Origin of the sequence: Fusobacterium necrogenes, assembly GCF_900450765.1 — a bacterium.
Taxonomy (GTDB): Bacteria; Fusobacteriota; Fusobacteriia; order Fusobacteriales; family Fusobacteriaceae; genus Fusobacterium_A; species Fusobacterium_A necrogenes.
This window is the reverse complement of the sequence record NZ_UGGU01000003.1, coordinates 763,876-787,401: the sequence shown is the minus strand read 5'-3', so window position 1 is coordinate 787,401 and position 23,526 is coordinate 763,876. Positions and strand designations below refer to the sequence as shown.

General features: G+C 29.4%; 24 protein-coding genes. All 24 read right to left on the bottom strand.

Annotated features, from left to right (window positions below):
* Nucleotides 1-9 precede the first annotated feature (9 nt).
* The gene (locus DYA59_RS03955; RefSeq protein ID WP_115269601.1) at nucleotides 10-921 is read right to left on the bottom strand and encodes a TIGR01212 family radical SAM protein; all 912 of its coding nucleotides are present in this window, start codon (nucleotides 919-921) and stop codon (nucleotides 10-12) included.
* Nucleotides 922-1,094: 173 nt separating this feature from the next.
* The gene (locus DYA59_RS03950) at nucleotides 1,095-1,553 is read right to left on the bottom strand and encodes a putative periplasmic lipoprotein (protein WP_115269599.1); all 459 of its coding nucleotides are present in this window, start codon (nucleotides 1,551-1,553) and stop codon (nucleotides 1,095-1,097) included.
* Between the two features lie 7 nt (nucleotides 1,554-1,560).
* Entirely contained in the window at nucleotides 1,561-2,274 is a 714-nt protein-coding gene (locus DYA59_RS03945) for a 2-phosphosulfolactate phosphatase (RefSeq protein WP_115269597.1), read from the bottom strand.
* 141 nt (nucleotides 2,275-2,415) lie between these two features.
* Nucleotides 2,416-3,141: a basic amino acid ABC transporter substrate-binding protein gene (locus tag DYA59_RS03940; RefSeq protein ID WP_115269595.1), complete on the bottom strand. Its 726-nt coding sequence runs from the start codon at nucleotides 3,139-3,141 to the stop codon at nucleotides 2,416-2,418.
* A 198-nt stretch (nucleotides 3,142-3,339) separates the two neighbouring features.
* Nucleotides 3,340-4,068 carry an amino acid ABC transporter ATP-binding protein gene (locus DYA59_RS03935; protein ID WP_115269593.1) on the bottom strand — a complete coding sequence of 243 codons (729 nt, stop codon included), beginning with the start codon at nucleotides 4,066-4,068 and terminating at the stop codon, nucleotides 3,340-3,342.
* A complete protein-coding gene (locus DYA59_RS03930; RefSeq protein ID WP_115269591.1) occupies nucleotides 4,061-4,771 on the bottom strand; it encodes an amino acid ABC transporter permease in 711 nt (236 codons plus the stop codon). The genes DYA59_RS03935 and DYA59_RS03930 overlap by 8 nt, the downstream gene beginning before the upstream one ends.
* Before the next feature lie 342 nt (nucleotides 4,772-5,113).
* Complete coding sequence (locus DYA59_RS03925) at nucleotides 5,114-6,310, bottom strand: pyridoxal phosphate-dependent aminotransferase (RefSeq protein WP_115269589.1); 1,197 nt, start codon at nucleotides 6,308-6,310, stop codon at nucleotides 5,114-5,116.
* Nucleotides 6,311-6,416: 106 nt separating this feature from the next.
* Nucleotides 6,417-7,175 (bottom strand): cobalt-precorrin-6A reductase, encoded by a 759-nt coding sequence (locus tag DYA59_RS03920; protein ID WP_115269587.1) that lies wholly within the window; start codon nucleotides 7,173-7,175, stop codon nucleotides 6,417-6,419.
* A complete protein-coding gene (gene cobJ / locus DYA59_RS03915; protein WP_115269585.1) occupies nucleotides 7,172-7,903 on the bottom strand; it encodes a precorrin-3B C(17)-methyltransferase in 732 nt (243 codons plus the stop codon). Before cobJ ends, DYA59_RS03920 begins: the two co-directional genes overlap by 4 nt.
* Nucleotides 7,896-8,882, bottom strand: coding sequence for a cobalt-precorrin 5A hydrolase (cbiG, locus tag DYA59_RS03910; protein ID WP_115269583.1), 987 nt, complete (start codon nucleotides 8,880-8,882; stop codon nucleotides 7,896-7,898). Before cbiG ends, cobJ begins: the two co-directional genes overlap by 8 nt.
* 24 nt (nucleotides 8,883-8,906) lie before the next feature.
* The gene (locus DYA59_RS03905; RefSeq protein ID WP_115269581.1) at nucleotides 8,907-9,653 is read right to left on the bottom strand and encodes a DUF5710 domain-containing protein; all 747 of its coding nucleotides are present in this window, start codon (nucleotides 9,651-9,653) and stop codon (nucleotides 8,907-8,909) included.
* 63 nt (nucleotides 9,654-9,716) lie between these two features.
* Complete coding sequence (gene cobM / locus DYA59_RS03900; protein ID WP_115269579.1) at nucleotides 9,717-10,475, bottom strand: precorrin-4 C(11)-methyltransferase; 759 nt, start codon at nucleotides 10,473-10,475, stop codon at nucleotides 9,717-9,719.
* The gene (cobI, locus tag DYA59_RS03895; protein ID WP_115269577.1) at nucleotides 10,454-11,182 is read right to left on the bottom strand and encodes a precorrin-2 C(20)-methyltransferase; all 729 of its coding nucleotides are present in this window, start codon (nucleotides 11,180-11,182) and stop codon (nucleotides 10,454-10,456) included. The genes cobM and cobI overlap by 22 nt, the downstream gene beginning before the upstream one ends.
* A 38-nt stretch (nucleotides 11,183-11,220) precedes the next feature.
* Entirely contained in the window at nucleotides 11,221-11,781 is a 561-nt protein-coding gene (cbiT, locus tag DYA59_RS03890; RefSeq protein WP_115269575.1) for a precorrin-6Y C5,15-methyltransferase (decarboxylating) subunit CbiT, read from the bottom strand.
* Between the two features lie 225 nt (nucleotides 11,782-12,006).
* Nucleotides 12,007-12,636 (bottom strand): precorrin-6y C5,15-methyltransferase (decarboxylating) subunit CbiE, encoded by a 630-nt coding sequence (gene cbiE / locus DYA59_RS03885; protein ID WP_115269573.1) that lies wholly within the window; start codon nucleotides 12,634-12,636, stop codon nucleotides 12,007-12,009.
* Nucleotides 12,623-13,747 carry a cobalt-precorrin-5B (C(1))-methyltransferase CbiD gene (gene cbiD, locus DYA59_RS03880; protein ID WP_115269571.1) on the bottom strand — a complete coding sequence of 375 codons (1,125 nt, stop codon included), beginning with the start codon at nucleotides 13,745-13,747 and terminating at the stop codon, nucleotides 12,623-12,625. The genes cbiE and cbiD overlap by 14 nt, the downstream gene beginning before the upstream one ends.
* A complete protein-coding gene (locus DYA59_RS03875; protein WP_115269569.1) occupies nucleotides 13,748-14,395 on the bottom strand; it encodes a precorrin-8X methylmutase in 648 nt (215 codons plus the stop codon).
* 4 nt (nucleotides 14,396-14,399) lie between these two features.
* Entirely contained in the window at nucleotides 14,400-15,710 is a 1,311-nt protein-coding gene (locus DYA59_RS03870) for a cobyrinate a,c-diamide synthase (protein WP_115269567.1), read from the bottom strand.
* Nucleotides 15,707-16,765, bottom strand: a complete 1,059-nt coding sequence (gene cobD, locus DYA59_RS03865; RefSeq protein ID WP_115269565.1) for a threonine-phosphate decarboxylase CobD — start codon at nucleotides 16,763-16,765, stop codon at nucleotides 15,707-15,709. The genes DYA59_RS03870 and cobD overlap by 4 nt, the downstream gene beginning before the upstream one ends.
* A complete protein-coding gene (cbiB, locus tag DYA59_RS03860; RefSeq protein WP_115269563.1) occupies nucleotides 16,737-17,723 on the bottom strand; it encodes an adenosylcobinamide-phosphate synthase CbiB in 987 nt (328 codons plus the stop codon). Before cbiB ends, cobD begins: the two co-directional genes overlap by 29 nt.
* Nucleotide 17,724: 1 nt before the next feature.
* Nucleotides 17,725-19,206 (bottom strand): cobyric acid synthase, encoded by a 1,482-nt coding sequence (locus tag DYA59_RS03855; RefSeq protein WP_115269561.1) that lies wholly within the window; start codon nucleotides 19,204-19,206, stop codon nucleotides 17,725-17,727.
* A gap of 86 nt (nucleotides 19,207-19,292) precedes the next feature.
* Entirely contained in the window at nucleotides 19,293-20,849 is a 1,557-nt protein-coding gene (locus DYA59_RS03850; protein WP_245943714.1) for an ATP-dependent helicase, read from the bottom strand.
* Nucleotides 20,850-20,872: 23 nt separating this feature from the next.
* A complete protein-coding gene (locus DYA59_RS03845) occupies nucleotides 20,873-21,829 on the bottom strand; it encodes a Gfo/Idh/MocA family protein (protein ID WP_115269559.1) in 957 nt (318 codons plus the stop codon).
* Between the two features lie 119 nt (nucleotides 21,830-21,948).
* Nucleotides 21,949-23,469, bottom strand: a complete 1,521-nt coding sequence (locus tag DYA59_RS03840; RefSeq protein WP_115269557.1) for an ABC transporter permease — start codon at nucleotides 23,467-23,469, stop codon at nucleotides 21,949-21,951.
* Nucleotides 23,470-23,526: the final 57 nt, after the last annotated feature.

The window sequence follows — 23,526 nt, the reverse complement described above, 5'->3', positions numbered from 1 at the left end:
TAAATCCTCCTACTCTTTTTTTTGAACTCCTTGAATAATATTTTCTTCCTTCATAAATTTATCAATGCTATTCAAAACATCTCTTTTATTTAAGCTCCAAAGAGGTCCTATTAAATTATTTTTATTGCCATCACCCGTTACTCTATGTATAACTATATTATACGATAAATTTGCCAAAATTTTAACTATTTTTTTCACATATTCATATTTTTTTTGTAATTTTATTTCACCTTTTTGATAAAATTCCTCCAATATAGTGTTTTTAAGCACATGTAAAAGATGAATCTTTACTCCCCAAGTTCCACATTTTTCAGAAAATATAGCAGTTTCAAGAGCATCATCCTCTTTTTCATAAGGGAGTCCTACAATAATATGTGTGACAAATTTTATATTTCTTTTATTTAACTCTTCAGTAGCTTTCACATAAGTTTTCAATGGGTATTGCCTATTTATTCTCTTAGCCACCTCTTCATTTATTGTCTGTAATCCTAATTCTACCCAAAGAAAATATTTTTTATTCAATTCATCTAATAATTCTAAAACATCTTCTCCTAAGCAATCTGGTCTAGTAGCAATAGCTAATCCCATAACTCTAGGGTGTGAAAGAGCTTTTGTGTAAATCTCTCTCAAATACTTCACATCACCATAAGTATTAGTAAAATTTTGAAAATATGCTACTACCTCTCCCTCTGGGAATTTTTTCTCAATGAGCTTTAGTTGTTCCTCTATTTGGTTATATATATCATCTCCGCGTTTCCCAGCAAAATCTCCACTACCTTTTTCACTACAAAATATGCATCCCATTCTGCTAAGTGTTCCATCTCTATTAGGACAAGTAAATCCTCCATCAAGAGAAACTTTATATATTTTCTTCCCAAAGGTTGTTTTAAAAAAATTATCTAATGTATTATATCTCTTCATCTTTTTCCCTTTTATAATTTTTAATTTTCTTTTTTATATTATAACATAATTTATAATTTCATTCATCTTATTTAAAAATAATTAAAAATATGAAAAAGTAAAGAAAAATAAGAAGAGAGGCTTCTACAAAAATAAGTAGTCAAAAGCCATCTTGTAAATTTTATTTTAATTTTTTATTTCTTATAAGAAAAAATTTTCTCTATTCCACTTTGGAAAATTTTCTTTACTTCTACTTTATCTTCACTTACTGATATTATTTCATATCTATTTCCATTAGAAGTCCAAGTTTTTCCAACTACTAGAGGAGCTTTTAATACTACCTCTCCAAAATTTATGTCAAGTTTAGACAAATCGGCCACTTGAGCTTCCCCTGTAAATAATAATAGTATCTCATCATTGTCTAAGTAATATACTCTTTGAACAGTTGTAGCTGTATCTGTTGTATCTTCTACTAAGAATTTTTTACCATCTAATTCTACTATTTTTGAATCTACTTTATAACCAGCATTTTCAAATCCACCTGTATAAGTTTGAGTATTTTCTATAAAAAAATCTTCTACTTTAGGCTGTTGAGTATTTGAGCAACCTAAAAGTAATAAACTCCCTATAAAAATTACTAATTTCTTTTTCATACTATCACTACTCCTTTACTATTATTTTCCCATCATTATAAAAAGGTAAAATATCATACTTATCCATTGTAAAACAATGCTCCATATCTCCTGTAAATCCAATAGATTTTAGATATTCATAGTGCTTTGTTCCCTTTAATGTAGTAGGAATATTTTTTGAGTTTTCTGCTATAAACTTTAGCCCTATTGCCATATCAGATAACTCTATACCTTTCTCTTTAACAGCTCTTTTTATTATCTCACCAGCACAAAGAGCATCATCTAAAGAAAAATTATCATCTGTACCAGAACATACAATTACTACGTCTCTATTATCTTCTACAATTTGTTTTGTCACTCTTCCTACATTTAAAAAAGCTGATATATATATTATCTCTGCTCCATCAGCACTTTTTTCTATTGCCCTTGTCCCATTACTAGTAGTCATATACATATTTCTACCCTCTACTAACTCTCTTGGATATTCTAGTGGAGAATTTCCACAATCAAATCCCTCTATCTTAAGTCCTTTTCTCTCTCCACATAATAGTGGATTCTTATCCAACTTTGAATTTTTTAGTACACTCTCTATATCTTTATATGGGTAGATAGCCTTTACTCCATTTGCTAAAGCTGTTGTTATAACACTTGTAGCTCTTAACACATCTATTATAATAACTGTTTTTCCTTTCACTTTTTCTTGAGTAATATTTCCAGCTACATCAATTATATCTATTCTCATCTCTCTACTCCTTATTTTATTTCTTTAATATTATCATATCCTATCCTCATTTAGTAGTCAAATAAAATATTATATAATAGAAAAGGAGAAGAAATTTAATAAAATTTCTTCTCCCTTAATTAAGTAATTTTATATTAGATTTTAGTTAAAATATTTCTCTAATAATTTATCATAAGTTCCATTAGCTTTTACTTCTGCTAGAGCTTTTTCTATTTTTTCTAATAACTCTCTATCATTTTTTCTAAGAGCGATAGCATACTCTTCTTGAACTGCATCTGCTTCAGCTATTTGAAGTCCAGCATTTTGTTTTACATAGTTTTTAGCTGGCTCAGAATCTAATACAACAGCATCTACTTTATCAGCTTTAAGAGCCATTATTCCAGCATAAGCAGCGTTGAATCTCTCAACTTTTACTCCTTCTATTTCACTTACAACTGTATCTCCAGTAAATCCTAACATAACTCCAACTCTTTTACCTTTTAAATCGTCAAAAGAATTTATAGAATTATCTCCCTCTTTTACTATTATAACTTGGCTAGCTGTATAGTAAGGTTGTGTAAAAGCAACTGTTTTCTTTCTTTCTTCAGTAGCTGTCATTCCTGCTATTACCACATCTACCTTTTTCATTTGTAGAGCTGGAAGTAATCCATCAAAAGCCATATCTTGTACTTTTATTTCAGCATCTAAAACTTTTCCCATCTCATTCATTAATTCAATATCAAATCCTGTAATCTCACCTTTCTCTAAATATTCAAAAGGAGGAAATTCTGCATTTGTCCCCACATAGATTTTTTCCTTAGCTAGTGCTGTTGCTGATAAAGATAAAACCATCATTCCAATTAAAGCTTTTTTAAATAATTTTTTCATAACTGTACTCTCCTTCTACCTTAATTTATTATATCACTTACTAATAATTTAAAAATTGTGGAAATTATGAGAAGAAGTTAGATTAATACAGCGAAATCAAACGCTAAAAAACACAACTGTTTGAACGAAGTGAGTTTTGTGTTTTTAGTGAGATGAGCATAATTAATCAACTTCTTTGAATATGAAGCAATTTTTAAATTACTTATTTAACACCTTATTTAAGAATTCTTGTGTTCTCTCATGCTTAGGATTAGTAAATAACTCAGTTGGTGTAGTATCTTCTAATATAGTTCCTCTATCCATAAAGAAAATTCTATTAGCTACATTTTTAGCAAATCCCATCTCATGTGTTACTATAAGCATAGTCATTCCCTCTTGAGCTAGCTCTCTCATTACATCTAATACCTCTTTTATCATCTCAGGGTCAAGAGCTGATGTAGGCTCGTCAAATAACATTACTTCTGGCTCCATTGCTAAAGCTCTTGCTATTGCTATTCTTTGTTTTTGTCCTCCAGATAACTGATTAGGATAAGCAGTTGCCTTATCTTTTAGCCCAACTTTTTGAAGTAGTATTAATGCTTTTTTTTCAGCTTCATTTTGAGAAATATTTTTTAATTTCATAGGTGCTAATGTTAAATTTTCCATAACTGTCTTATGTGGAAATAGATTAAAATGTTGAAACACCATTCCTACCTTTTGACGAATTAGATTAATATCTATATTATCTGACATTATATCTTGATTATTTATATATATATGTCCACCTGTTGGTTCTTCTAATTTATTTATACATCTTAAGAATGTAGATTTTCCACTTCCTGACGGACCTATTATTGCTATTATATCCCCTTTATCTACTTGAGCATCTATTCCCTTTAAAACTTCTAAATTATCATAACTTTTATAAAGTTTTTCAATCTTAATCACTTACTTTCAACCCCTTTTCTACTCTTCTCATAAACTTAGTAAATATAGCTGTCATTATTAAATATATAAGTCCTACAGCTAATAACGGCTCCACTCCCCTATATGTTTGACTTGTAATAATATTAGCTGAACGTAGTAGGTCTACTCCTCCTATAAATCCTACTATAGAAGTTTCTTTAAGCAAAGTTATAAATTCACTTACAAGAGCTGGTAAGATTTTTTTTATGGCTTGTGGAATTATTATCTCTTTCATAGACTGTGCGTAATTCATTCCTAAAGCCCTTGCTGCTTCCATTTGTCCCTTATCAAGTCCTTCTATTCCAGCTCTGATTATCTCAGCAACATATGCTCCAGAGTTGATACCAAATGAAATAGCAGCTATCACTAATATAGGTGTATCTCTTAAACTTCCAACAAATATTAAGTTAGCTAAAATCATAAGTTGAACCACTGCAGGTGTTCCTCTTATTAAATCTACATACCCAAAAGCTAATTTAGAAAGTGGATTAAATTTTTTCCAGCCTTTATGATGTTTGAATGGATAAAAATGTGAAAGCTGCAACAATGCTATAAATATTCCCAAAACAATCCCTATTATAGCAGCTAAGGCAGTTGTTCCTATTGAGAATGAAAGTCCACTAAGTACATATTTATATCTTTCACCTCCTATAAAAATATCTTTTAATAGTGCTAAGTACTCCATTTTTCCTCCTTAATGTATTGTATAATCTAAATTTATAAAAAAAATACAGACAATGAAATGTCTGTATTACACACTAGAACAGATCAACTAAGAATCTTCCATAATTTTATTCGTAGTTACCAATTTTATACTCATGGAAAATTATTTTCCAATCTTTTCAAGAAATAAGATGTAATTCAGGCAATTTTAAAGACAAGGCTAAAAATTATTATATTGTTTATTCATCCTTATCCTAAAACTCCTCACCATATTTTTCCTCCTTTTTTATGATATTTGATTATACTCTAATTTTTTATAGTTGTCAATTATTTTTTAGCTTAATTTATGAGCATAATTAAACTATTATTTTGATATTTTAGAATATTCTTCTAAGGCTCTTCTTAGAACAATCATAGCATTTTCTATATCATCTACATTTGTACAAAATGAAAATCTTACTTCCTTTTCTCCTTTACCTTCTGTTTGGTAAAAACCTGGTCCAGGTGCTATAAGTATAGTCTTTCCTTCATACGAATAATCTGTAAGTAACCACTTAGCAAATTTTTCTGCATTATCTACTGGAAGTTTTGCAAATATATAAAAAGCTCCTTGAGGTTTAGAACAAATTACTCCTGGTATCTTATTTAAATATCCATATAATAAATCCCTTCTACTTTTATATTTTAATTTTACATCTTCAAAATAACTATCCATAGTATTAATTAGATTAGCTGCTGCATGTTGTTCTATTGTTGAAACACATAATCTAGCTTGGCAAAATTTTAAAATATAATTCATAAGTTCATGGTTTTTACTAGCTATGAGTCCAATTCTAGCTCCACAGGCACTATAATGCTTAGAAATACTATCAACAAGTATTACTCTATCTCTTAAATGGTCCATTTTCATAACAGAAGTATAAGGTATATCATCATATACAAATTGTCTATATACTTCATCAGCTATAATATATAAGTCATATTCTTTAGCTATATCCCCTATCATTTTTATCTCTTCTTCAGTATAAATTGTTCCTGTTGGATTTACAGGATTAGAAAACATTATAGCTCTAGTTCTAGGAGTAATTAATTTTATGATTTCTTTCTTATTTGGTAGATGAAAATTATTTTCTATGGTAGTAGATATAGGTACTACCTTTGCTCCAGAGAATGTTGAAAAACTAGAATAATTAGAATAAAATGGCTCTGGAACTAATATCTCATCTCCTTCATTACAAATAGACATAAGAATAAATAGTATGGCCTCACTTCCACCTTGTGTAATTAATATATCATCTACATCTATATCTATTCCACTTGCCTTATAATTTTTTACAAAACTCTCTCTTAATTTCAAAATTCCTTTTGAATCTGAATAAGTAACAATTTTCTCTTGATAGTTATGTAATCCTTCAAAAAATGAATCAGGTGTTACAATATTAGGCTGTCCTATATTTAATTTATATACTTTAATTCCTCTTTTTTCAGCTTCATCGGCTAAGGGTATTAACTTTCTTATTGGTGAAAAGTTCATTTCTATTGCTCTATTTGATATTTTCATAGTTCTCCCTCTTTTAATATATTTTAATTTATTTATTTATTTTATCATACCTTTAAAGAAAATTCAAAATATTTATTATATAAATAAAAAATTGAACTTAAGGTTTCTATTTTCTATGATCATTTAAAATTTTTTTAACTAACTTCTCAATACTATTATAACAATTTGGATAATTTATATGTGGGCGAATGAGGAAAATTACCTCTATCTCTAACTCATCAGCAGCTTCTATCTTTTCTCTTTCTCCTCCTGTATCCCCAGCTTGTTTAGTTACAAGATATTTTATATCATATTGCTCTATCATAGCCTTGTTTATATTTTTAGAGAAAGGTCCTTGCATAGCAATTATATTCTTAGGAAGTATTCCTATATCTTCACACTTTTTTACCATATCCCATTTAGGTAAGATTCTAAAATAAAAATTCCCTAAATTTTTAAGTTTAGAAAAATGAGGAATATTATTACTTCCAAGAGTAACTAATATATTTCCCTCTACTCCCTCTAAATATTCTACTAGACTTTCTATATTATCAAACTCTGTATATTTTTGTGGGAGAAAAGAGATTTCCTCTCTTTCAAATCTAAAATACTCTATTTGTAGCTCCTTACTTACCTCAATGGCATTCTGTGAAACTTCTATAGCATACGGATGAGACAAATCAACTATCTTATCTATAGAATTTTCTTTTACAAAATCTAACATCATAGAGTAAGTCAATTTTTTACATAGAGTTTTTACTGGTAGATTTTCTAAAAGTTTTCCTCCATACTCGGTAGCCGTTGTTACAATTATATCAGTAGTACTCTTTACAATCTTTTCCAGAAAATCTCTAGAATCTTTTGTACCACCTATTACCCAAATCATAGATGATATCCTCTAGGAGTTATCATTCTCCCCTCTTTTACATATGTTTTAGAGTTTCCAACTATAACCACAGTAAACATATCTATTTCATGGTTTAACATCTCATCTAAATTAGTTAAAGTATAGTTCTCATCCTCTCTACCTACATGTCTTAATAGAGCCACTGGAGTGCTAGGAACCTTGTATTTTAACATAATCTCTCTTGCCTCTACTATCTGCTCTGTTCTTCCCTTACTCTTTGGATTATATAGAGAGATTACAAAATCTCCCTCACTAGCTCTATCTATTCTCTTAGTAATAACTTCCCAATCTGTAAGTAAATCACTTAAACTTATTATAGCTTGGTCATGCATAAGCGGTGCTCCAACTAATGAAGCCCCAGCTATTGATGATGTAATCCCTGGGATAACTTCTACATCTATTCCACTTCCTAATGCTACCTCTATCATTATTCCAGCCATTCCATAGATACCAGCATCTCCACTACTTATTAGAGCTACTATTTTTCCCTCTTTAGCTAACTCTAAAACCTTTTCACATCTATCTATCTCTTTTTTCATTCCAGATACATAGAACTCTTTCTCCTTAAATTCATCTTTTACTAAGTCTATATAGGTTGTATATCCAGCTATTACATCTACATTTTTTAAAGTCTTATAAGCTCTTACACTTATATCTTCCATATTTCCAGGTCCTATCCCTACTACATATATTTTCCCTTTACTCATCTCCAAATTTCTCCTCATAAATTGATATTGTTATTCCACTTTGAATATATTTTTGCTCTAAAAATTTACCATCTCCATTAGAAGCTAGTAGAGCACAAGGTTCAGATACACAGCTAACTCCTATCTGTTTTTTTACAAATTCAGAGCCTACAAATCTATCCTCTACCTTTTTTATATCCTCTCTGGATATAATTATAAGTTCTCTATTTAAACTTTGAGCTAACTCTATAATTCCATTCTCATCAGCCTTTATATCCACAGTGGAAATTTTTTTTATACTCTCATAAGCAAGATTATGTTTTCTCATTATTTCATCTAATGCTTTTTCTATCTCCTCTTTAGGAGTTCCTCTCTTACAACCTATACCTATAATAATATTTTTAGGATATAATCTCATTATATCTATATTTTTTTTATTTGATACTATTACTACTCCAGAGGAATTTTTATTCTTTCCTAATTTTACATTATTAGGAAGTAGTATATCTACTTTTTTATTATCCACTATTAAAGATGTAAGCTCTTTAGCTTTACTAAGAGATTCCATCTCACAATTTAATTTTTGTGCTATTGTGTCTATTGCTATCTTTCCTGTAACATCTGAACTAGTAGTTATAATAGGAAGTAAAGAGCAAGATTGAGCAATTTTATAAGTTAACTCATTAGCTCCACCAATATGACCAGAGAGAAGAGAGATTACAAAATTTTCTCCCTCATCTATAACTAATACAGCTGGGTCAATATCTTTACTCTTTATAAGTGGTGCTATCTTTCTAATAACTATTCCTGTTGCCATAATAAATATATGCCCATCATAATAGCTGAATTTTTTTTCTAACTCTTCGCTAAAATTTTCTATTTGAATACTTTCCTCTATATTAAATTTTTTTAGAGTATATATATCTCCCTCTACTTTTTTACCAATTCTCTTAGCTACCTCTCCAGCTCCTCTTGTTACACTCCAAAATGCAATCTTCATAATTTTCCTTTCTTAAATTTAATTTTAAACAATATCATCTATCTCTATTTTTGAATCAATAAAAGTTGAAAAATTTTTGATATCACTATTTCTTTCTTCATCACTATAATTAGATATAAGTGTTATAGTCGGACTATATCCATATAAGATAAAATCATTTTTTAAATTAAATTTTATAAAGGTTAATTTCTTAGCCATTTCTCTATTCATTATATTAAATGGCGAATCTACCTCATCAAATAAAAAATAATTTCCTTGTAAAGAATCACAATGTTGACAGCAATTAGCATACTCTTTCCTTTTAGTTGTATGTGAATATTTTAGTTTATAATTATACCTCTCTTTAATTAAATCTAATATTTTTTCTGAAATATCTCCTAAACTTATTATTTCATAACTAAAAGTATCCTCTATATCAAATTTATCCTCTGAAAACTCAAATTTTTTATAATTATACTCTTCACTTTCTATATCAAATTCTCCATCTTCCCATCTATACAATGGAAGATTTCTAAATTCTATCCTTTGAGGAATACATAAAGCAATAACTTCGGTTTCTTTTTTACATTTCCAACATTGCTGTTTTGAGATAACTAAATAAATATAATCTTTTACTACTATTGCATCTTCAAAATCTTTCAATATATATTGTGCAAATCTTTTATACTCTTCTTTCTTTTCTACATACCATTTTTTTATTTCTGGATTCCACCTTGCACCTAATCTTTTTACTTTATCCTTTATATCATAATCAACCTCTAAAAATAACATATTCCCTCCAAAAATTTTTAAATAAATTTTAAATTTTTTTATTATTTTTTCTATTTAATAAGGCTACTCTACTCCCTTTCTAAACTCATGAGTAAATGTTTTATCATATAACTTAGATTTTTCATATTCTTTTCCTAAAAAATCCCCAACTAATATTTGAGCTGTTTTAGATATTCCTGCCTCTTTTACTTGTGCCTTTATTGTTTCTAGAGTTCCTACTACTATTTTTTCATCTGGCCAGCTTGCTCTTTGTACCACAGCTATTGGAGTAGTCATAGGATAAGAAGTAGCTAGTCTTTTTACTACATCTCCTATCATATGAACAGATAAAAATATTGCCATAGAAGCTCTATGAGTAGCTAGGCTCTCTAATGATTCCTTCTCTGGTATAGGAGTTCTTCCCTCTAGTCTTGTACATATTACAGTTTGAGAAACTGAAGGAAGTGTAAACTCCTTTTTTACGGCAGCAGCTGAAGCTAGGAAAGAACTTACCCCAGGAATAACTTCATACTCTATTCCATGCTTATCTAAAATATCCATCTGCTCTCTATGTGCTCCAAATATTGCTGGGTCTCCTGTGTGTACTCTAGCAACTTTTTTCCCTGCTTTTATTCCACTAATAGTTACTTCCATTACCTCTTCTAGTGTCATTGAAGCTGAGTTATAAATCTCTGCTCCCTCCTTATGACAATTTATTACTTCCTTTGGTACCAATGATCCAGCATATATAATTATATCAGCTTCTTTTACAATTTTTTGTCCTTTAACTGTTATTAACTCTGGGTCTCCAGGTCCTGCTCCTATAAAGAAAACTTTTTCCATTCCTCAAATCCTCCCTTTTTAAAAATCATAGTAGTGAAATAAGGAATATCTTCTTTATTTAAGTATGTGATATCATAGAAAACCTCTTCTGTATTCTTTCCACTATTAGATACCATTATTATATTATTCATATTGTTAGTTTTTATAAGAGCCTCTTTTAATTTATTAAAATTTCTCATAACTTTCATAAATACTATATTCTCACTATCTGCTAACTCTTTCTCTATATCTGTATCTTCATTTATAGATATTATTTTTAATGACTCATCTCCCATTACTATTGGAAAGTTAAATCTTGATGACATATCAGCAAAAGATGAAATTCCTGGGATAGTCTCTACCATCGATTTATATCTGTCTTCCATATTTTCTAAAAGATATACATATGTACTATAAGTCATAGTGTCTCCTATTGTAAGAAATCCTACATTCTTTCCTTCATCAAGTAATTTTTCTACCACTCTTGCATTAGCTTTTCTTCCTTCTATTCTATCCAATGGATTTTTTAACATAGGAAATTCCATAAACACTATTTCTATATCATCTTTTAAATACTCCTTAGCTATCTCATATGCAGTACTTCCCTCTGCTTTTTTTGCCTCTGGTACTATTACTACATCTAATTTTTTTAAAGTATTTACTGCCTTAATTGTAATTTGCTCTGGGTCTCCTACTCCTACCCCTATACCATAAAATTTATTTGTCATTCTTTAAAGTCCTCCTTCATTTAAATAAAGAAAACTCTTTACTTATTAATTGCTATAATATAGATAGGATTTTCACCATACATCATTGTATAAGGTCCTACCTTTTTTCCTCTTGATACCATCATATTTACTACTTCTATATCTTTAAATCCATACTCTTTAAGTAGAGCCATAGTATCACTTAAACTCTCTAGTGTAATTGTATTTATAACAAGTCTTGCATCATTTGTAGAATAATTTATAAAATGTTCTAATATACTTCTCATACTTCCTGTTGAACCACCAATAAACATTCTATCATAAGCTATATTAGGTATAGACTCTGGAGCTCTTCCATGTATCAACTCATAATTAGTTAGATTGAATTTTTTTACATTCTCTTTTATAGTTTCTAACCCTTTTTCCTCTTTCTCTATCCCTATTACCTTTCCATCTCTAAGATAAGTGGCACACTCTATTCCTATTGTCCCTGTTCCTGCTCCTACATCCATCAATATAGAGTTAGGTTTTAGTTGAAGCTTAGCAACAGTTACAGCCCTTACCTCTTGCTTTGTCATAGGTAACTCTCCTTGGATAAACTCTTTATCATATATATGCAAGTTTTTCTCTCTCCTTCCTTCTCTACTTTTCTAAAAAACTAAAATTTTTATATTACAAGAAAACTAAGAATTGCTCCATACTACAAAAAGTTGATTAACTATGGCTCATCTCACTAAAAACACAAAACTCACTTCGTTCAAACAGTTGTGTTTTTTAACGTTCGATTTCGCTGACTTAATCTAACTTTTCTCCGTAATTTCCGCAACCTTTTGAGTTTTCTCTCATCAAGATTTTTTCCTTACTATCATTAAATTTATAAAAAACTCTCTATTAAGTTTTTTATACTCCTTTATATCTACAAAGGTAATTTTTTCATCTGGATAAGAGAGTTTCTCTCCTACTATAATCTCCACATCTCTATATCCAGCCTCATAGATATTCTTAGCTATTACATATGGAGTATTTATATTATCAGTAAGGAGTAGAATTCCCTTTTCCTTTGAAAAAATCTCTACATACTCAGCCTCTCTTCCGTGCACACTAAGAAGTTTATAATCTTGCCACACTTCTCCTATACGAGAGAAAAGATATTGATAAGAAGATATTCCAGGTATTACATTCAATTCCTCTTTAGAGTAATTTTCTCTCAAAAAGCTAAGTAGACTATAAAATCCTGTATCTCCAGATACAATTATACAAATTTTTCTATCTCTATTTTTATTAATAAACTCTATCAAATCAGAAAGCTTAGCTAGAGTATATTTTTCACAAGTAGATAGGAGTAGAGAGGAAATCTCCTCTAATTGTCTTGCTCCCCCTATAGCTATCTCGCATTTTTTTATACTCTCTATTCCAATCTTAGTTATATAATCTATATTCCCTGGTCCAAGTCCAACTACATCAATTTTTTTCAGCTAACTCACCTGCCATCTGATAAAATCTCTCACTATATCCAAGAGTATCTCCCTTAAAAGAGAAAAGTAAAACCTCACATTCTAACTCTCCTCTTGAATACTCCTCTACTCTTTTTTTTACCTTATTAGCTATAAATGGGAAAAACTCTTTTTTCTCTATATAATCACAAGCTTCTTCCACAGTATTAGACTCCATTATCTTATGAATATTTTCTGGGCTCTCTCCACATAAAAAAGCATTAGCTCCCATTATCTCCACACGAGCATCAGCCACTCTACTGTGGGTATTAAATATTCCTCCAGCTATTTTTATAGCCTTTCCTATATGTCCAAGAAGTAGAATTTTTCTAAATCCAAGCTTTACAGCAGAGTCTACCATAAATCCTACATAGTTACTTATGACTATTGTTTGCTCCAAATCAAGTCCCAACTTTTCACAATAGTTTTTACTATAATTTCCAAAGGTAAATATACACCAATTCCTATCTTTTGCCATTCTCAATACTTTAAGTTCCACAAACATAGAATCTTTTAGAGCTTCCTCACTCATAGGTTTTACTATTCCAGTAGAACCAAGAATTGATATTCCACCTACTATCCCAAGCTTTGGATTAAAAGTTTTTTTAGCCTTCTCTCTTCCCTCAGGAACATATATGGTAATTATAGCCTTTTTCTCATTTTCCTCTAAAAATTTATCTGCTACCTCTTCTATCATCTTTTGAGGACCAGGATTGATAGCTGGTTTTCCTATATCTACTTGCAATCCAAGCTTGGTAACTTTCCCTACTCCTTTTCCTCCAACTAAGGCAAAATTCTTAAAATAGATTCCATTTTCTATATCTGGTAATTTATCTACTAATTTTATCTTAGTACATATATTTATTCCATTAGTTACATCTGGGTCATCTCCAGCATATTTAGTAACAGCCACACTTACAGAGTTTTTTCTTACCTTTATCTTATATATAGGTACAACTATTTTTTCTCCATTAAGTGTTTTAAATTCAAGTTGTTCTAAGTAATTCTTATTTATTAGAGCCTCTAATCCTGCTTTTATACCTACAGCAGAACAAGTTCCAGTAGTGTATCCACACTTCAAATTATCAGACATTTAAAACCCCTCTCTTTTATACATCTGATAAAGTATTCCGTGAAGAATAGATACAGCTACTGTACTTCCCCCTTTTCTTCCATTTATAGTAATATATGGAAGTCCTAACTCCTTAAATGCCTCTTTTGATTCAGCTGCCCCTACAAATCCAACTGGAACTCCAACTACTAGAGCAGGCTTTTCAATCTCTCCTCTCTCTATCATCTCTTTTAGTTGATATAGAGCTGTTGGGGCATTCCCTATTAAAAATATTTTTGTATCTCTATCTTTTCCAGCTTTTTCCATTCCTACTATTGAGCGAGTAACCTCTCTCTTTTTAGCCTCTTTTACAACTTGTTCATCAGATACTAAACAATAAGCTGAAGACTTAAATTTTCCTAAAACTAGTTTACTAAGGCCATTTACTATCATATTGGTATCACAGTAAATTTTACAACCACTCTTTAAAGCTTCCATAGCACTGTCCACAGCCCCATTTTGAAACTCTATCAAATCAGCATACTCAAAATCTGCAGTTGTATGTATCACTCTTTTTACTATTGGGAGAGTTTTCTCATCAAACTTCTCTCTCTTTTCTCCCAATTCCTCTCCTATTATCTCAAAACTTCTTTTTTCAATATCTTGAGGAACCTTTATATATGCACTCATCTTTTTACTCCTTTACTATCTTCTCTAAGTAATCTAAACTTTTAAAAAAATGTATATGTGGATAACCAGCTCTACAATTTTTTTCTTTAAAGACACAAGCCCACTCTTTACCATTAGGTTTTACAGCCCTATACTCTCTACTATCATCTTTTATATCGTATATTTTAGAGTAGTGAAATTCGTGTCCTCTTCCTAAAATTTTTTCTTTGTCATAAAGAGATATATAACCAAATCTAGAAATATCTAATTTATCTCTCATTTCTACACTACATTTTATAATATCACACATAGGGAAATATTTTCCATCTAGTAATTTTATTCCAGAAGTAAGGTACATAAATCCTCCACACTCTCCATAAATTTTTCCACCTTTACTTTGATACTCTCTTATACTTTCTATCATAGTTTTATTACTAGAAAGCTCCTTAGCATAATTTTCTGGATAACCTCCTCCAAAATATAGTAAATCTACTTCTGATATTTTTTTATCTCTAATAGGAGAAAAAGGGAGTAGGTTCATTCCCAAATCTTTCATAAGCTCGAGATTATCATTATAATAAAAACTAAAAGCTTCATCTTGGGCTATTGCAACCTTTACTCCCTTATATTTACTTTTCAAATTTTGAAAAGGATTTTCTATTTTTTCTCTATCTCCAAGTTCTGCGATTTCAAGTAATCTTTTTATGTCAATAGTTTTTTTCAACACTTCCTTTAATATTTCTATTTTTTCTTTTAAATTATTTATTTCCATTGCTTGTAAAAGTCCAAGGTATCTACTTTTTATCTCAAAATTTTGATCTTTTGGAAGATAACCTATACACTCTACACCAACATATGTTTCAATTGCCTCTTTATAATACTTATACATAGTTTCTGTTGTTCTATTAATTATTACACCAGCTATATTTACTCTCTGATCTAATTTTTTATAGCCAAGAACTTCTGCAGCTATACTAGTACTTTTTCCACCACCATTAACAATAAGAATAACTGGTAAATCTAAAATTCTTGACAGATGTGCAGAACTATTATTATCTAAACTATGATTTATTCCATCATATAGTCCCATTACTCCCTCAACTATAGAGATATTTTTATGATGTTTATAAAAAGAGTATTTTAAGCCTTCTTCTCCCATCATAAATAAATCTAAATTATAACTTTTATTTCCTGTCACAAATTCATGAAAGGTGGTATCTATATAATCTGGTCCAACTTTGAAAGGTGATACATTCTCAAATAATGACATAAGTCCCATTGAAACAGTAGTTTTTCCAATGCCACTGTTCACTCCAGCTATCATAAATCCTTTCATTTTAGTATCTCAGCCAAAGTATTTAAAACTTTTTTATTTTCATCTCTAGTTTTTATAGCAATTCTTATATAATGATTATCTAGACCTACAAAATTAGACGCATCTCTTATAAGTATACCTCTTTCTATCATCTTTTCCTTTACTTCAGAAGCTGTTTTATTTTCAACTCTCATTAACATAAAATTAGTATTTGTCCTATATGGTGTCAAACCAGCTATTTTTAAAGCTTTATCATAAAACCAAATTTTTTCTTCTTCAATCCACTTCTCAGTAGCTTCTATATATTCATTATCTGTAAGTATTATTTTTCCTGCCATATCAGCAAAAGTATTTACAGTCCATGGTTCTTTATAATTTTTCATTTTTTCTATAATCTCTTGGTTACAAGTAAGACCATAACCTAATCTCAGACCAGGAATAGCAAAAAATTTTGTCATCGATCTCATTACAAAAATATTTTCATCTTTTAAATTAACAGCAGAAAACTCTCTCCAATCTTTCATAAACTCTATAAAAGCTTCATCTATAAAAAGTTTGATTCCTCTTTCTTTTAAATTTCTATTTACTTTAGCTATCTCTTTTAATGGAATAAATGAGCCAGTAGGATTATTAGGATTACATATTATCACAAGATCACAATCTGGAATAGATTTTAAAAACTCATCTGTATCCATTAAAAATTTTTTGTTTGGAAGAAGTGGATAATAAACTATCTCACAATCTATAGCTTCTAAAGCTCTTCTATACTCTGCAAAAGCTGGTGCTACTACCATAGCTTTTCTAGGTTTCAAAGCCTTTACATATAGGAAAAGAACTTCAGTTGCTCCATTTCCCACAACTATATTTTCTATTTCCATATTATTAAATTTACCTATACTCTCTCTTAACTCTACATAATCAGGATCTGTATATCTTTCTAAAAGATCAAAATTTTCTATAGCCTTTTGCTTAAATTTTTTTGGTACTCCTAAAGGATTTATATTTGAACTATAGTCCAATACCTCCCCTCTTCCTTCTCTTTTTAGTTTATATGTATTTCCACCATGTAAATCCATTTATCATCACTCCCATTAAATTTAATAAAATTACAAATATAACTAATCCTATCCAAGACGACATATACAAAAGCTTAATCCCTTTTTCTACATCTTGAATGGAAAAATGCCTTAGTTTATCTCCAATAGTAGGTTTGTCGTACCATTTTCCAAAGTAGCTAGTTCTTCCACCAAATTGTACTCCCAATGCTCCTGCAAAAGCAGCTTCAGAGTGTCCAGAGTTTGGGCTAGAATGATTTAGTCTATCTCTAAAAAATATTCTCCAAGCACTTTTATAGTCCATTCTTAGTAAAAAAGCTCCTATTGGGATAATAAACCCTCCAGCTATTCTAGCAGGAATAAAATTTGCCATATCATCTATCTTAGCAGATACCATTCCAAAATCTATATATTTATCATTTTTATATCCCACCATAGAATCCAGAGTATTTATCGCCTTATATCCCATAGCAAATGGAAGAGCAAATGATATCCCCTCAACATTAAAAAAGCTTCCCATAAAAGCAAAGAACATAGGAGCAATAACTCCATCTACTGTATTCTCACTTATTGTTTCTAATATACTTCTTACTATTTGAGTGACATCCATATTGTTTGTGTCCCTACTTACTAAATAAGCTAACTCTTTTTTAGCTTTTTCCATATCTCCCTCTACTAAAACTTTACAAACTCTAAATCCTTCATCTGCTAAACTTTTAGTAGCTAGTGTAGTATATAGAAAAAATATCTCCAACATAGGTGATAACTTAGCTAAATAAAATGATACTAAAAAAGTTATTCCAATAGTCAGTATAGCCAATACTCCCCCAGTAATTTTTTTACAACTAAATCTGTACAATAATTTTTCAAGTAAAGTTATAAGTTTTCCTATAAATCTAACCGGGTGTGGAAACCAATATGGATCCCCTATTATTAGATCCATTATATATGCTACACTATATTTTAATAAGAAATTCATCTCAGCCCCTCAATATTTTATAAATCTTTTCCATATCTATATTTTCTCTAAAAATTTTTTCAAGCTTATCTAACTCTTTTTTTCGATACTCAGCAAATGTCATTCCCTGCTTTTGAATAGTCAAACCTTTTTTCTCTCTAACTTTATTAAGTATATATCTTGTTACTTTTTCGTTATCAAATATCCCATGTATATATGTACCAAAAATATTTTCTCCCTTGATAACAGCTACAACTTTATCATCAGCAGTAACTTTTTTTTCTAGCCCAAAAGTAACTCCTTGATGGATTTCATAACCTTTTATCTCCTCACCATCTAGTCCTTTTAGTAATCCAGAACAATTTTGAAGTTTTCCTTTGTATTGTAGGGTATTTTTATTTTTTTCTATAGTTGTTCTCACTTCTAATAGTGCAAGTCCAGAAAGCTCTTTTATATCTCCTTCTATACAATATCTGTCTTCTATTTTTTCTCCCAACATTTGGAACCCACCACATATGCCTATTATAATTTTTCCAGCTTTAGAAGCTTTCACAATTTCTGTAGCTATCCCATTTTCTTTTATTTCTTTTAAATCTTCAATAGTATTTTTAGTTCCTGGGATAATTATAATATCTTCTTCTCCTAACTCATCAGCAGAAGTAATATATTTTATATTCACATCAGCTAGCATTCTTAATGCATCTATATCTGTAAAGTTAGATATATGCTTTAACTTAATTACAGAGATATCTATTCCTCTTTTTTTATTATATTTTTTAAATTTTTGAGTAAGGGTATCCTCATCTTCTATATCTATATCTAAATAAGGAATAACACCTATTATCGGAACTTTTGTCAACTTTTCTATCTGATTCAAACCAGGTTTTAATATATTTACATCTCCTCTAAACTTATTTATAATTACTCCTTTTACTCTTTCTCTCTCCTCTGGAGCCATAAGCATGATAGTTCCATATATAGAAGCAAAAACTCCTCCTCTATCTATATCAGCTACAAGTATCACTGGAGCATCAGCCATCTCTGCCATCTTCATATTAGCAATATCTTCACCTTTGATATTTATTTCAACAGGACTTCCAGCTCCTTCTAATACAGATATCTCATAATTTTGCTTGATATAATTATAGGCTTTCATTATTTCAGGCTTGAGAGAGATTTTAAATTTTCCATACTCAATCCCACTCATGTTTCCAATAGATTTCCCATTGACAATAACCTGAACCTTTTTATTTGTAGTAGGTTTTAAGAGGATAGGATTCATATATATCTCCGGTTCTATTCCACAGGCATACGCTTGTACCACTTGAGCTCTTCCCATCTCTAATCCAGCTTTGGTTACAAAAGAATTTAATGCCATATTTTGAGATTTGAAAGGAGCCACCCTATATCCATCCTTTGTCAAAACTTTACAAAGTGCAGTTACAACTATGCTTTTTCCAGCACCTGAAGAAGTTCCTACCACCATTATGTTTTTATGCTTCATTCTTACCTCATACAATTAATCTTTATTTACTATATCATTATACTCCATTAAAAATACTTACGTCAAGAAAAGAAATAATCAAAGTTCTAATAGTCTAAAAACCTAGACTTTTTGTCAAAATAGCCGAGTTTTTCATAATGAAATTTTGGATAACTTAAGTAAAGATAATTTTTAGCCCTACTACACCCTACATAGTAAACTCTTTTCTCTTCTTCAAAATTTTCAAATTCAATACTACTAGGAAATACACCATCTAAAAGTGTAGGTATAAAAACTATTTCCCATTCTAATCCTTTAGAAGCATGTAGGGAATAAAGAGCTACTCCTTTTTTCTTCTCCGTATCTTTTTTATAATATGGTATTTCATACTCTATTAATAATTTTTCCAACACTCTTACTGTATATTTATTTCTAAATAGTATAGCCATTTCCTCAAAAGGAAAGCTTTCTCTATAAGTCAAAATCTTTTCACAAATATATCTTCCTTCTTGTTCCTCATCTTTAAAAGAGTTGATGTGTACCCTCTCACCTTTTCTTTTTGTTCCACAAATTTTTTTACTATATTTAATCTTAAAATTATTAGAAATTCTTTCAGTATATGCGATTATCTCCTCACTACTTCTATAATTTTTCTCTAGCTTAATCAATTTTGCCTTTGGGAAATCTTCTCCAAATTTTAAAATATTAGTGAAGTCTGCTCCTCTAAATCCATATATACTTTGATAGTCATCTCCTACTACCATAAGATTTTTATCTTCTCCTATAAGGAGTTTAAGCAACTCTCTTTGAGCTAAGTTACTATCTTGATACTCATCTACTACAAGATAATCTATCTTATCTCTTATAATTTTTAAAAACTCCCTATTCTCTTTAAATTTTTTTATAACAATCTCAATCAGATCATCATATTCATAGAGATTTTTTATTTTTTTATATTTTTTATACTCGGACTTAATTTTTATAATATCATCTATATACTCTTTAGGAAAAATATCTTCTAATTTTAATCTTCTATTTTTTAATTTTTCTAATCTATTTGATAACTCTTCTACATCATAAAATTTTTCTTTATATTTTTTACTAAGTTCAAACCTCTCTAATATTTTTAAGAGAATCTTTTCTCTTTCCCCCTCTTCCATTATATCTATATTTCCTACTTCAAAAAGAGCTTTATATTTAAAAATAAGTCTCGCACAAAAAGAATGAAATGTAGTTACTACTGCTTTTAACTCTTCTACATTTAAAATATTTTTTAATCTCTCTTTCATCTCTTCACTAGCTTTTCTAGTAAATGTTACCATCAAAATTTTTTCCTCTGGTACTCCATTTTCAATCAACCAAGCTGTTCTATATACTATTGTCCTAGTTTTTCCAGAACCTGCCCCAGCTATTACTAAGTATTGTCCCTCTGTTGAAAGCAGTGCTTTTTTCTGTTCCTCATTGAGTAGAGAGGAGTAATCTATTTTATAACTTTTAGATAAAAGAGAGGTATCTACACTCTCTACCTCTCTCCTCTCCAAATCTCTTATGCTCTTTCTCAATAAAGTTTCCTCATCTGATTTTTCTACTTTTCTCTCTCTAATTTTTATTCCTTTATCTTCTCTCTTCTCTTCCTTTACTAATTTTTTTAATACTTCCCACATATTTCTCCCTAAATACTATAATATTATCTATTAGCAAGAGTTTCCATTATCTCCACACATTTTCTTGAAGTAGTAAAGCTATTTAAAGTTGATTCTACTTTTCCCTCTTCTATAATTTTTACAAACTCCTCTATTTCGTATCTCATATCATTTTCATAGGTATCTATTTCTATTTTTTCCTCTCTACCATCTCTATACTTAATTGTTATTCCTTTTACAGCAGAGACCTTATTTATAACAATAGAACCATCTTCTCCTATTATCTCTGATGGAGTTTTTTCATCTGTAATTTTTGAATAAGATATTACTCCTATCTTGTCTGAATATTTTAAAAGAATTGTTCCACAACCATCTACACCACTACTTAATAGATAATTACTTCCAATATACTCTTTTGGCTCTCCAAACATAGCTAAAGTAAAATATAATGGATAGACTCCTATATCATATAGTGCTCCTCCAGACATATTTTTATCAAAAATATTTCTAACTTCTCCAACTTTCAATAAATCATATTTTGATGAATATTGACAATATTTTAACATCACTTGCCTTATTGCCCCTATTTTATATAAGTTTTCTTTTATTAATTTGAAATTTGGATTAGTAGTAGGACGCATTGCTTCCATAAGTACCACTTTATTTTTTATAGCTATCTCTTTTAATATATCAAATTCTTTTACTGTTGGAACTATTGGTTTTTCACAAATTACATTTTTCCCCGCTTCCAATGAAAGTTTTGCTTGTTCAAAATGTTTTCCATTAGGAGAAGCTATATATACAGCCTGTATATCCTTATCTTTTAACATCTCCTCTATATTAGTATATAATTTTTCTATTTCAAATTTTTCAACAAATCTCTTTCCTTTGTTTTTATCTCTTGAAAGAAGGGCATAAGCTTCACAACTTTTTGTACTCTTTAATGCATCTATGAATTTTTCACTTATACTACTTGTCCCTATTATTGCAAATCTCATCATCTGATTCTCCTCTAAAATTTTTATAATTTCTAATTTGAGTATAACTTAGACTATATAAAAAATCAAGTGCCTGTTACAACTACCTATATTCCAATTTAATGATCCTTTAAATTATAGATTCACTCTTTTTCTTTAAAATACTCACCTAATAAAAAAGCACTTAAAACTATGAATAAAACAATAGCTGAAAAAGCAGAACTCTCCATATATTTCTTATTGCTCACCAAGGAATAATTTACAAGAGAAGCAATAGGAATTATATCTCCTAACTGCATAGTATATACCACAGTGAACTCTCCAAATATTACAGCAAAAATTTGAAGAAAAGAAGAGATAAAAATATTTTTTAAAATTGGAAACTCCACATATCTAAATCTTTGATAAAAATTTTTACAATCTAATTCTGATACTTCTAATATTTCTACCGGAAATTTTTTTATATACTGATACATAAAGGAATATCCAATCGGTATAGCACCTATGAGATATCCCACACCTAAAAGTAGAATTAATGGAATATCAAATAAGATATTCATATAATACAAAGTTATAGCAAGAAAAGCCCCAGAGATACCCATATTAGAAAATATAATTATATCGGTTATTCTACTATAATTTTTTATGATTAAATATATTATGAAAACAGTTATAATACTCACTATCATTGAGATCATAAATGAATTAGCTATAGCACTTATCACACCAAACTCTTCATTAAAAGGTTTAGAAAATAGATTAATATAGGCCTTCAATGAAAACTCTCCAGTGAATTGGTTTAGAAAAGAAAATAAAAAAGCTAGTACTACCACTCCATATTGAAATATCAGATAAATTAAGGAATATATCTTAAAGATTAAACCAAGTTTTTTCTCCTGCTGATCACCTGAAATCTCGTACTCCTTTACAAATATACCAAAAGAGTTTAATATAAGTAAGATTAAAAACTGGAGTCCACCTAAAAGCATAGCCTTAGAAAAATCTGCTCCTCCCATTAAAGTATTTGCTATTTCTACCTCTATATTTGAATACTTTATTCCACCTAATGAAAGAATTATTCCTAATCCTAAAAAACAATAAGTAAATACTAATACAAAGGCTCTAAATATCTGAGGTAAAATCAGAGAAAATTGAATTTTAATAAAAATAATAAAATCATTTGCTCCATCTATCCTCATAGATTCTTCTAACTCCTTTGGTATTTTTTTTAACCCTTCACTTATATATTTTACAAATATAGGTGAGTTATAAAAAACATTAGCCATTATTATTCCCTTTAATGTATATAGGATATTTAATTCTTTTACTATTGGAAGATTAAATATCAAGGAAAAAATAGTGACTATTGATATTACTGGAAAGAAAAAAGGAATAAATACTAAACTTCCTATAAATTTTGAGAGAATATCCCTACTATATGCTGAATAATATGCCGGAATTATTCCTACTAATAAAGCTATTACACTAGAGTAAAAAGCTTGTTTAATAGAAAAAATAGTGATTTCTTGAATATAATTTTCTTTTAAAAGCTCTAAACTAGACAAATCAAAAAAATCTCTTATAAAAAAGTAAATTGGTACTAACCATAAAATTCCATAACAAAGATTTAATAAAAACTTTCCTAATATTTTTCTTTTTAACATTCTTCTCTTTTCCTCTTAATCGTTTTAAAATTTATTTTTAATTATAACAAATTTTCT

Excerpts from the sequence above, each read along its gene's own strand:
- DYA59_RS03955 (WP_115269601.1), bottom strand. The coding sequence starts at position 921 with ATGAAGAGATATAATACATTAGATAATTTTTTTAAAACAACCTTTGGG.
- DYA59_RS03950 (WP_115269599.1), bottom strand. The coding sequence starts at position 1,553 with ATGAAAAAGAAATTAGTAATTTTTATAGGGAGTTTATTACTTTTAGGT.
- DYA59_RS03945 (WP_115269597.1), bottom strand. The coding sequence starts at position 2,274 with ATGAGAATAGATATAATTGATGTAGCTGGAAATATTACTCAAGAAAAA.
- DYA59_RS03940 (WP_115269595.1), bottom strand. The coding sequence starts at position 3,141 with ATGAAAAAATTATTTAAAAAAGCTTTAATTGGAATGATGGTTTTATCT.
- DYA59_RS03930 (WP_115269591.1), bottom strand. The coding sequence starts at position 4,771 with ATGGAGTACTTAGCACTATTAAAAGATATTTTTATAGGAGGTGAAAGA.
- DYA59_RS03925 (WP_115269589.1), bottom strand. The coding sequence starts at position 6,310 with ATGAAAATATCAAATAGAGCAATAGAAATGAACTTTTCACCAATAAGA.
- DYA59_RS03920 (WP_115269587.1), bottom strand. The coding sequence starts at position 7,175 with ATGATTTGGGTAATAGGTGGTACAAAAGATTCTAGAGATTTTCTGGAA.
- cobJ (WP_115269585.1), bottom strand. The coding sequence starts at position 7,903 with ATGAGTAAAGGGAAAATATATGTAGTAGGGATAGGACCTGGAAATATG.
- cbiG (WP_115269583.1), bottom strand. The coding sequence starts at position 8,882 with ATGAAGATTGCATTTTGGAGTGTAACAAGAGGAGCTGGAGAGGTAGCT.
- DYA59_RS03905 (WP_115269581.1), bottom strand. The coding sequence starts at position 9,653 with ATGTTATTTTTAGAGGTTGATTATGATATAAAGGATAAAGTAAAAAGA.
- cobM (WP_115269579.1), bottom strand. The coding sequence starts at position 10,475 with ATGGAAAAAGTTTTCTTTATAGGAGCAGGACCTGGAGACCCAGAGTTA.
- cobI (WP_115269577.1), bottom strand. The coding sequence starts at position 11,182 with ATGACAAATAAATTTTATGGTATAGGGGTAGGAGTAGGAGACCCAGAG.
- cbiD (WP_115269571.1), bottom strand. The coding sequence starts at position 13,747 with ATGTCTGATAATTTGAAGTGTGGATACACTACTGGAACTTGTTCTGCT.
- DYA59_RS03875 (WP_115269569.1), bottom strand. The coding sequence starts at position 14,395 with ATGAGTGCATATATAAAGGTTCCTCAAGATATTGAAAAAAGAAGTTTT.
- DYA59_RS03870 (WP_115269567.1), bottom strand. The coding sequence starts at position 15,710 with ATGAAAGGATTTATGATAGCTGGAGTGAACAGTGGCATTGGAAAAACT.
- cobD (WP_115269565.1), bottom strand. The coding sequence starts at position 16,765 with ATGGATTTACATGGTGGAAATACATATAAACTAAAAAGAGAAGGAAGA.
- cbiB (WP_115269563.1), bottom strand. The coding sequence starts at position 17,723 with ATGAATTTCTTATTAAAATATAGTGTAGCATATATAATGGATCTAATA.
- DYA59_RS03855 (WP_115269561.1), bottom strand. The coding sequence starts at position 19,206 with ATGAAGCATAAAAACATAATGGTGGTAGGAACTTCTTCAGGTGCTGGA.
- DYA59_RS03850 (WP_245943714.1), bottom strand. The coding sequence starts at position 20,849 with ATGTGGGAAGTATTAAAAAAATTAGTAAAGGAAGAGAAGAGAGAAGAT.
- DYA59_RS03845 (WP_115269559.1), bottom strand. The coding sequence starts at position 21,829 with ATGATGAGATTTGCAATAATAGGGACAAGTAGTATAAGTGAAAAATTC.
- DYA59_RS03840 (WP_115269557.1), bottom strand. The coding sequence starts at position 23,469 with ATGTTAAAAAGAAAAATATTAGGAAAGTTTTTATTAAATCTTTGTTAT.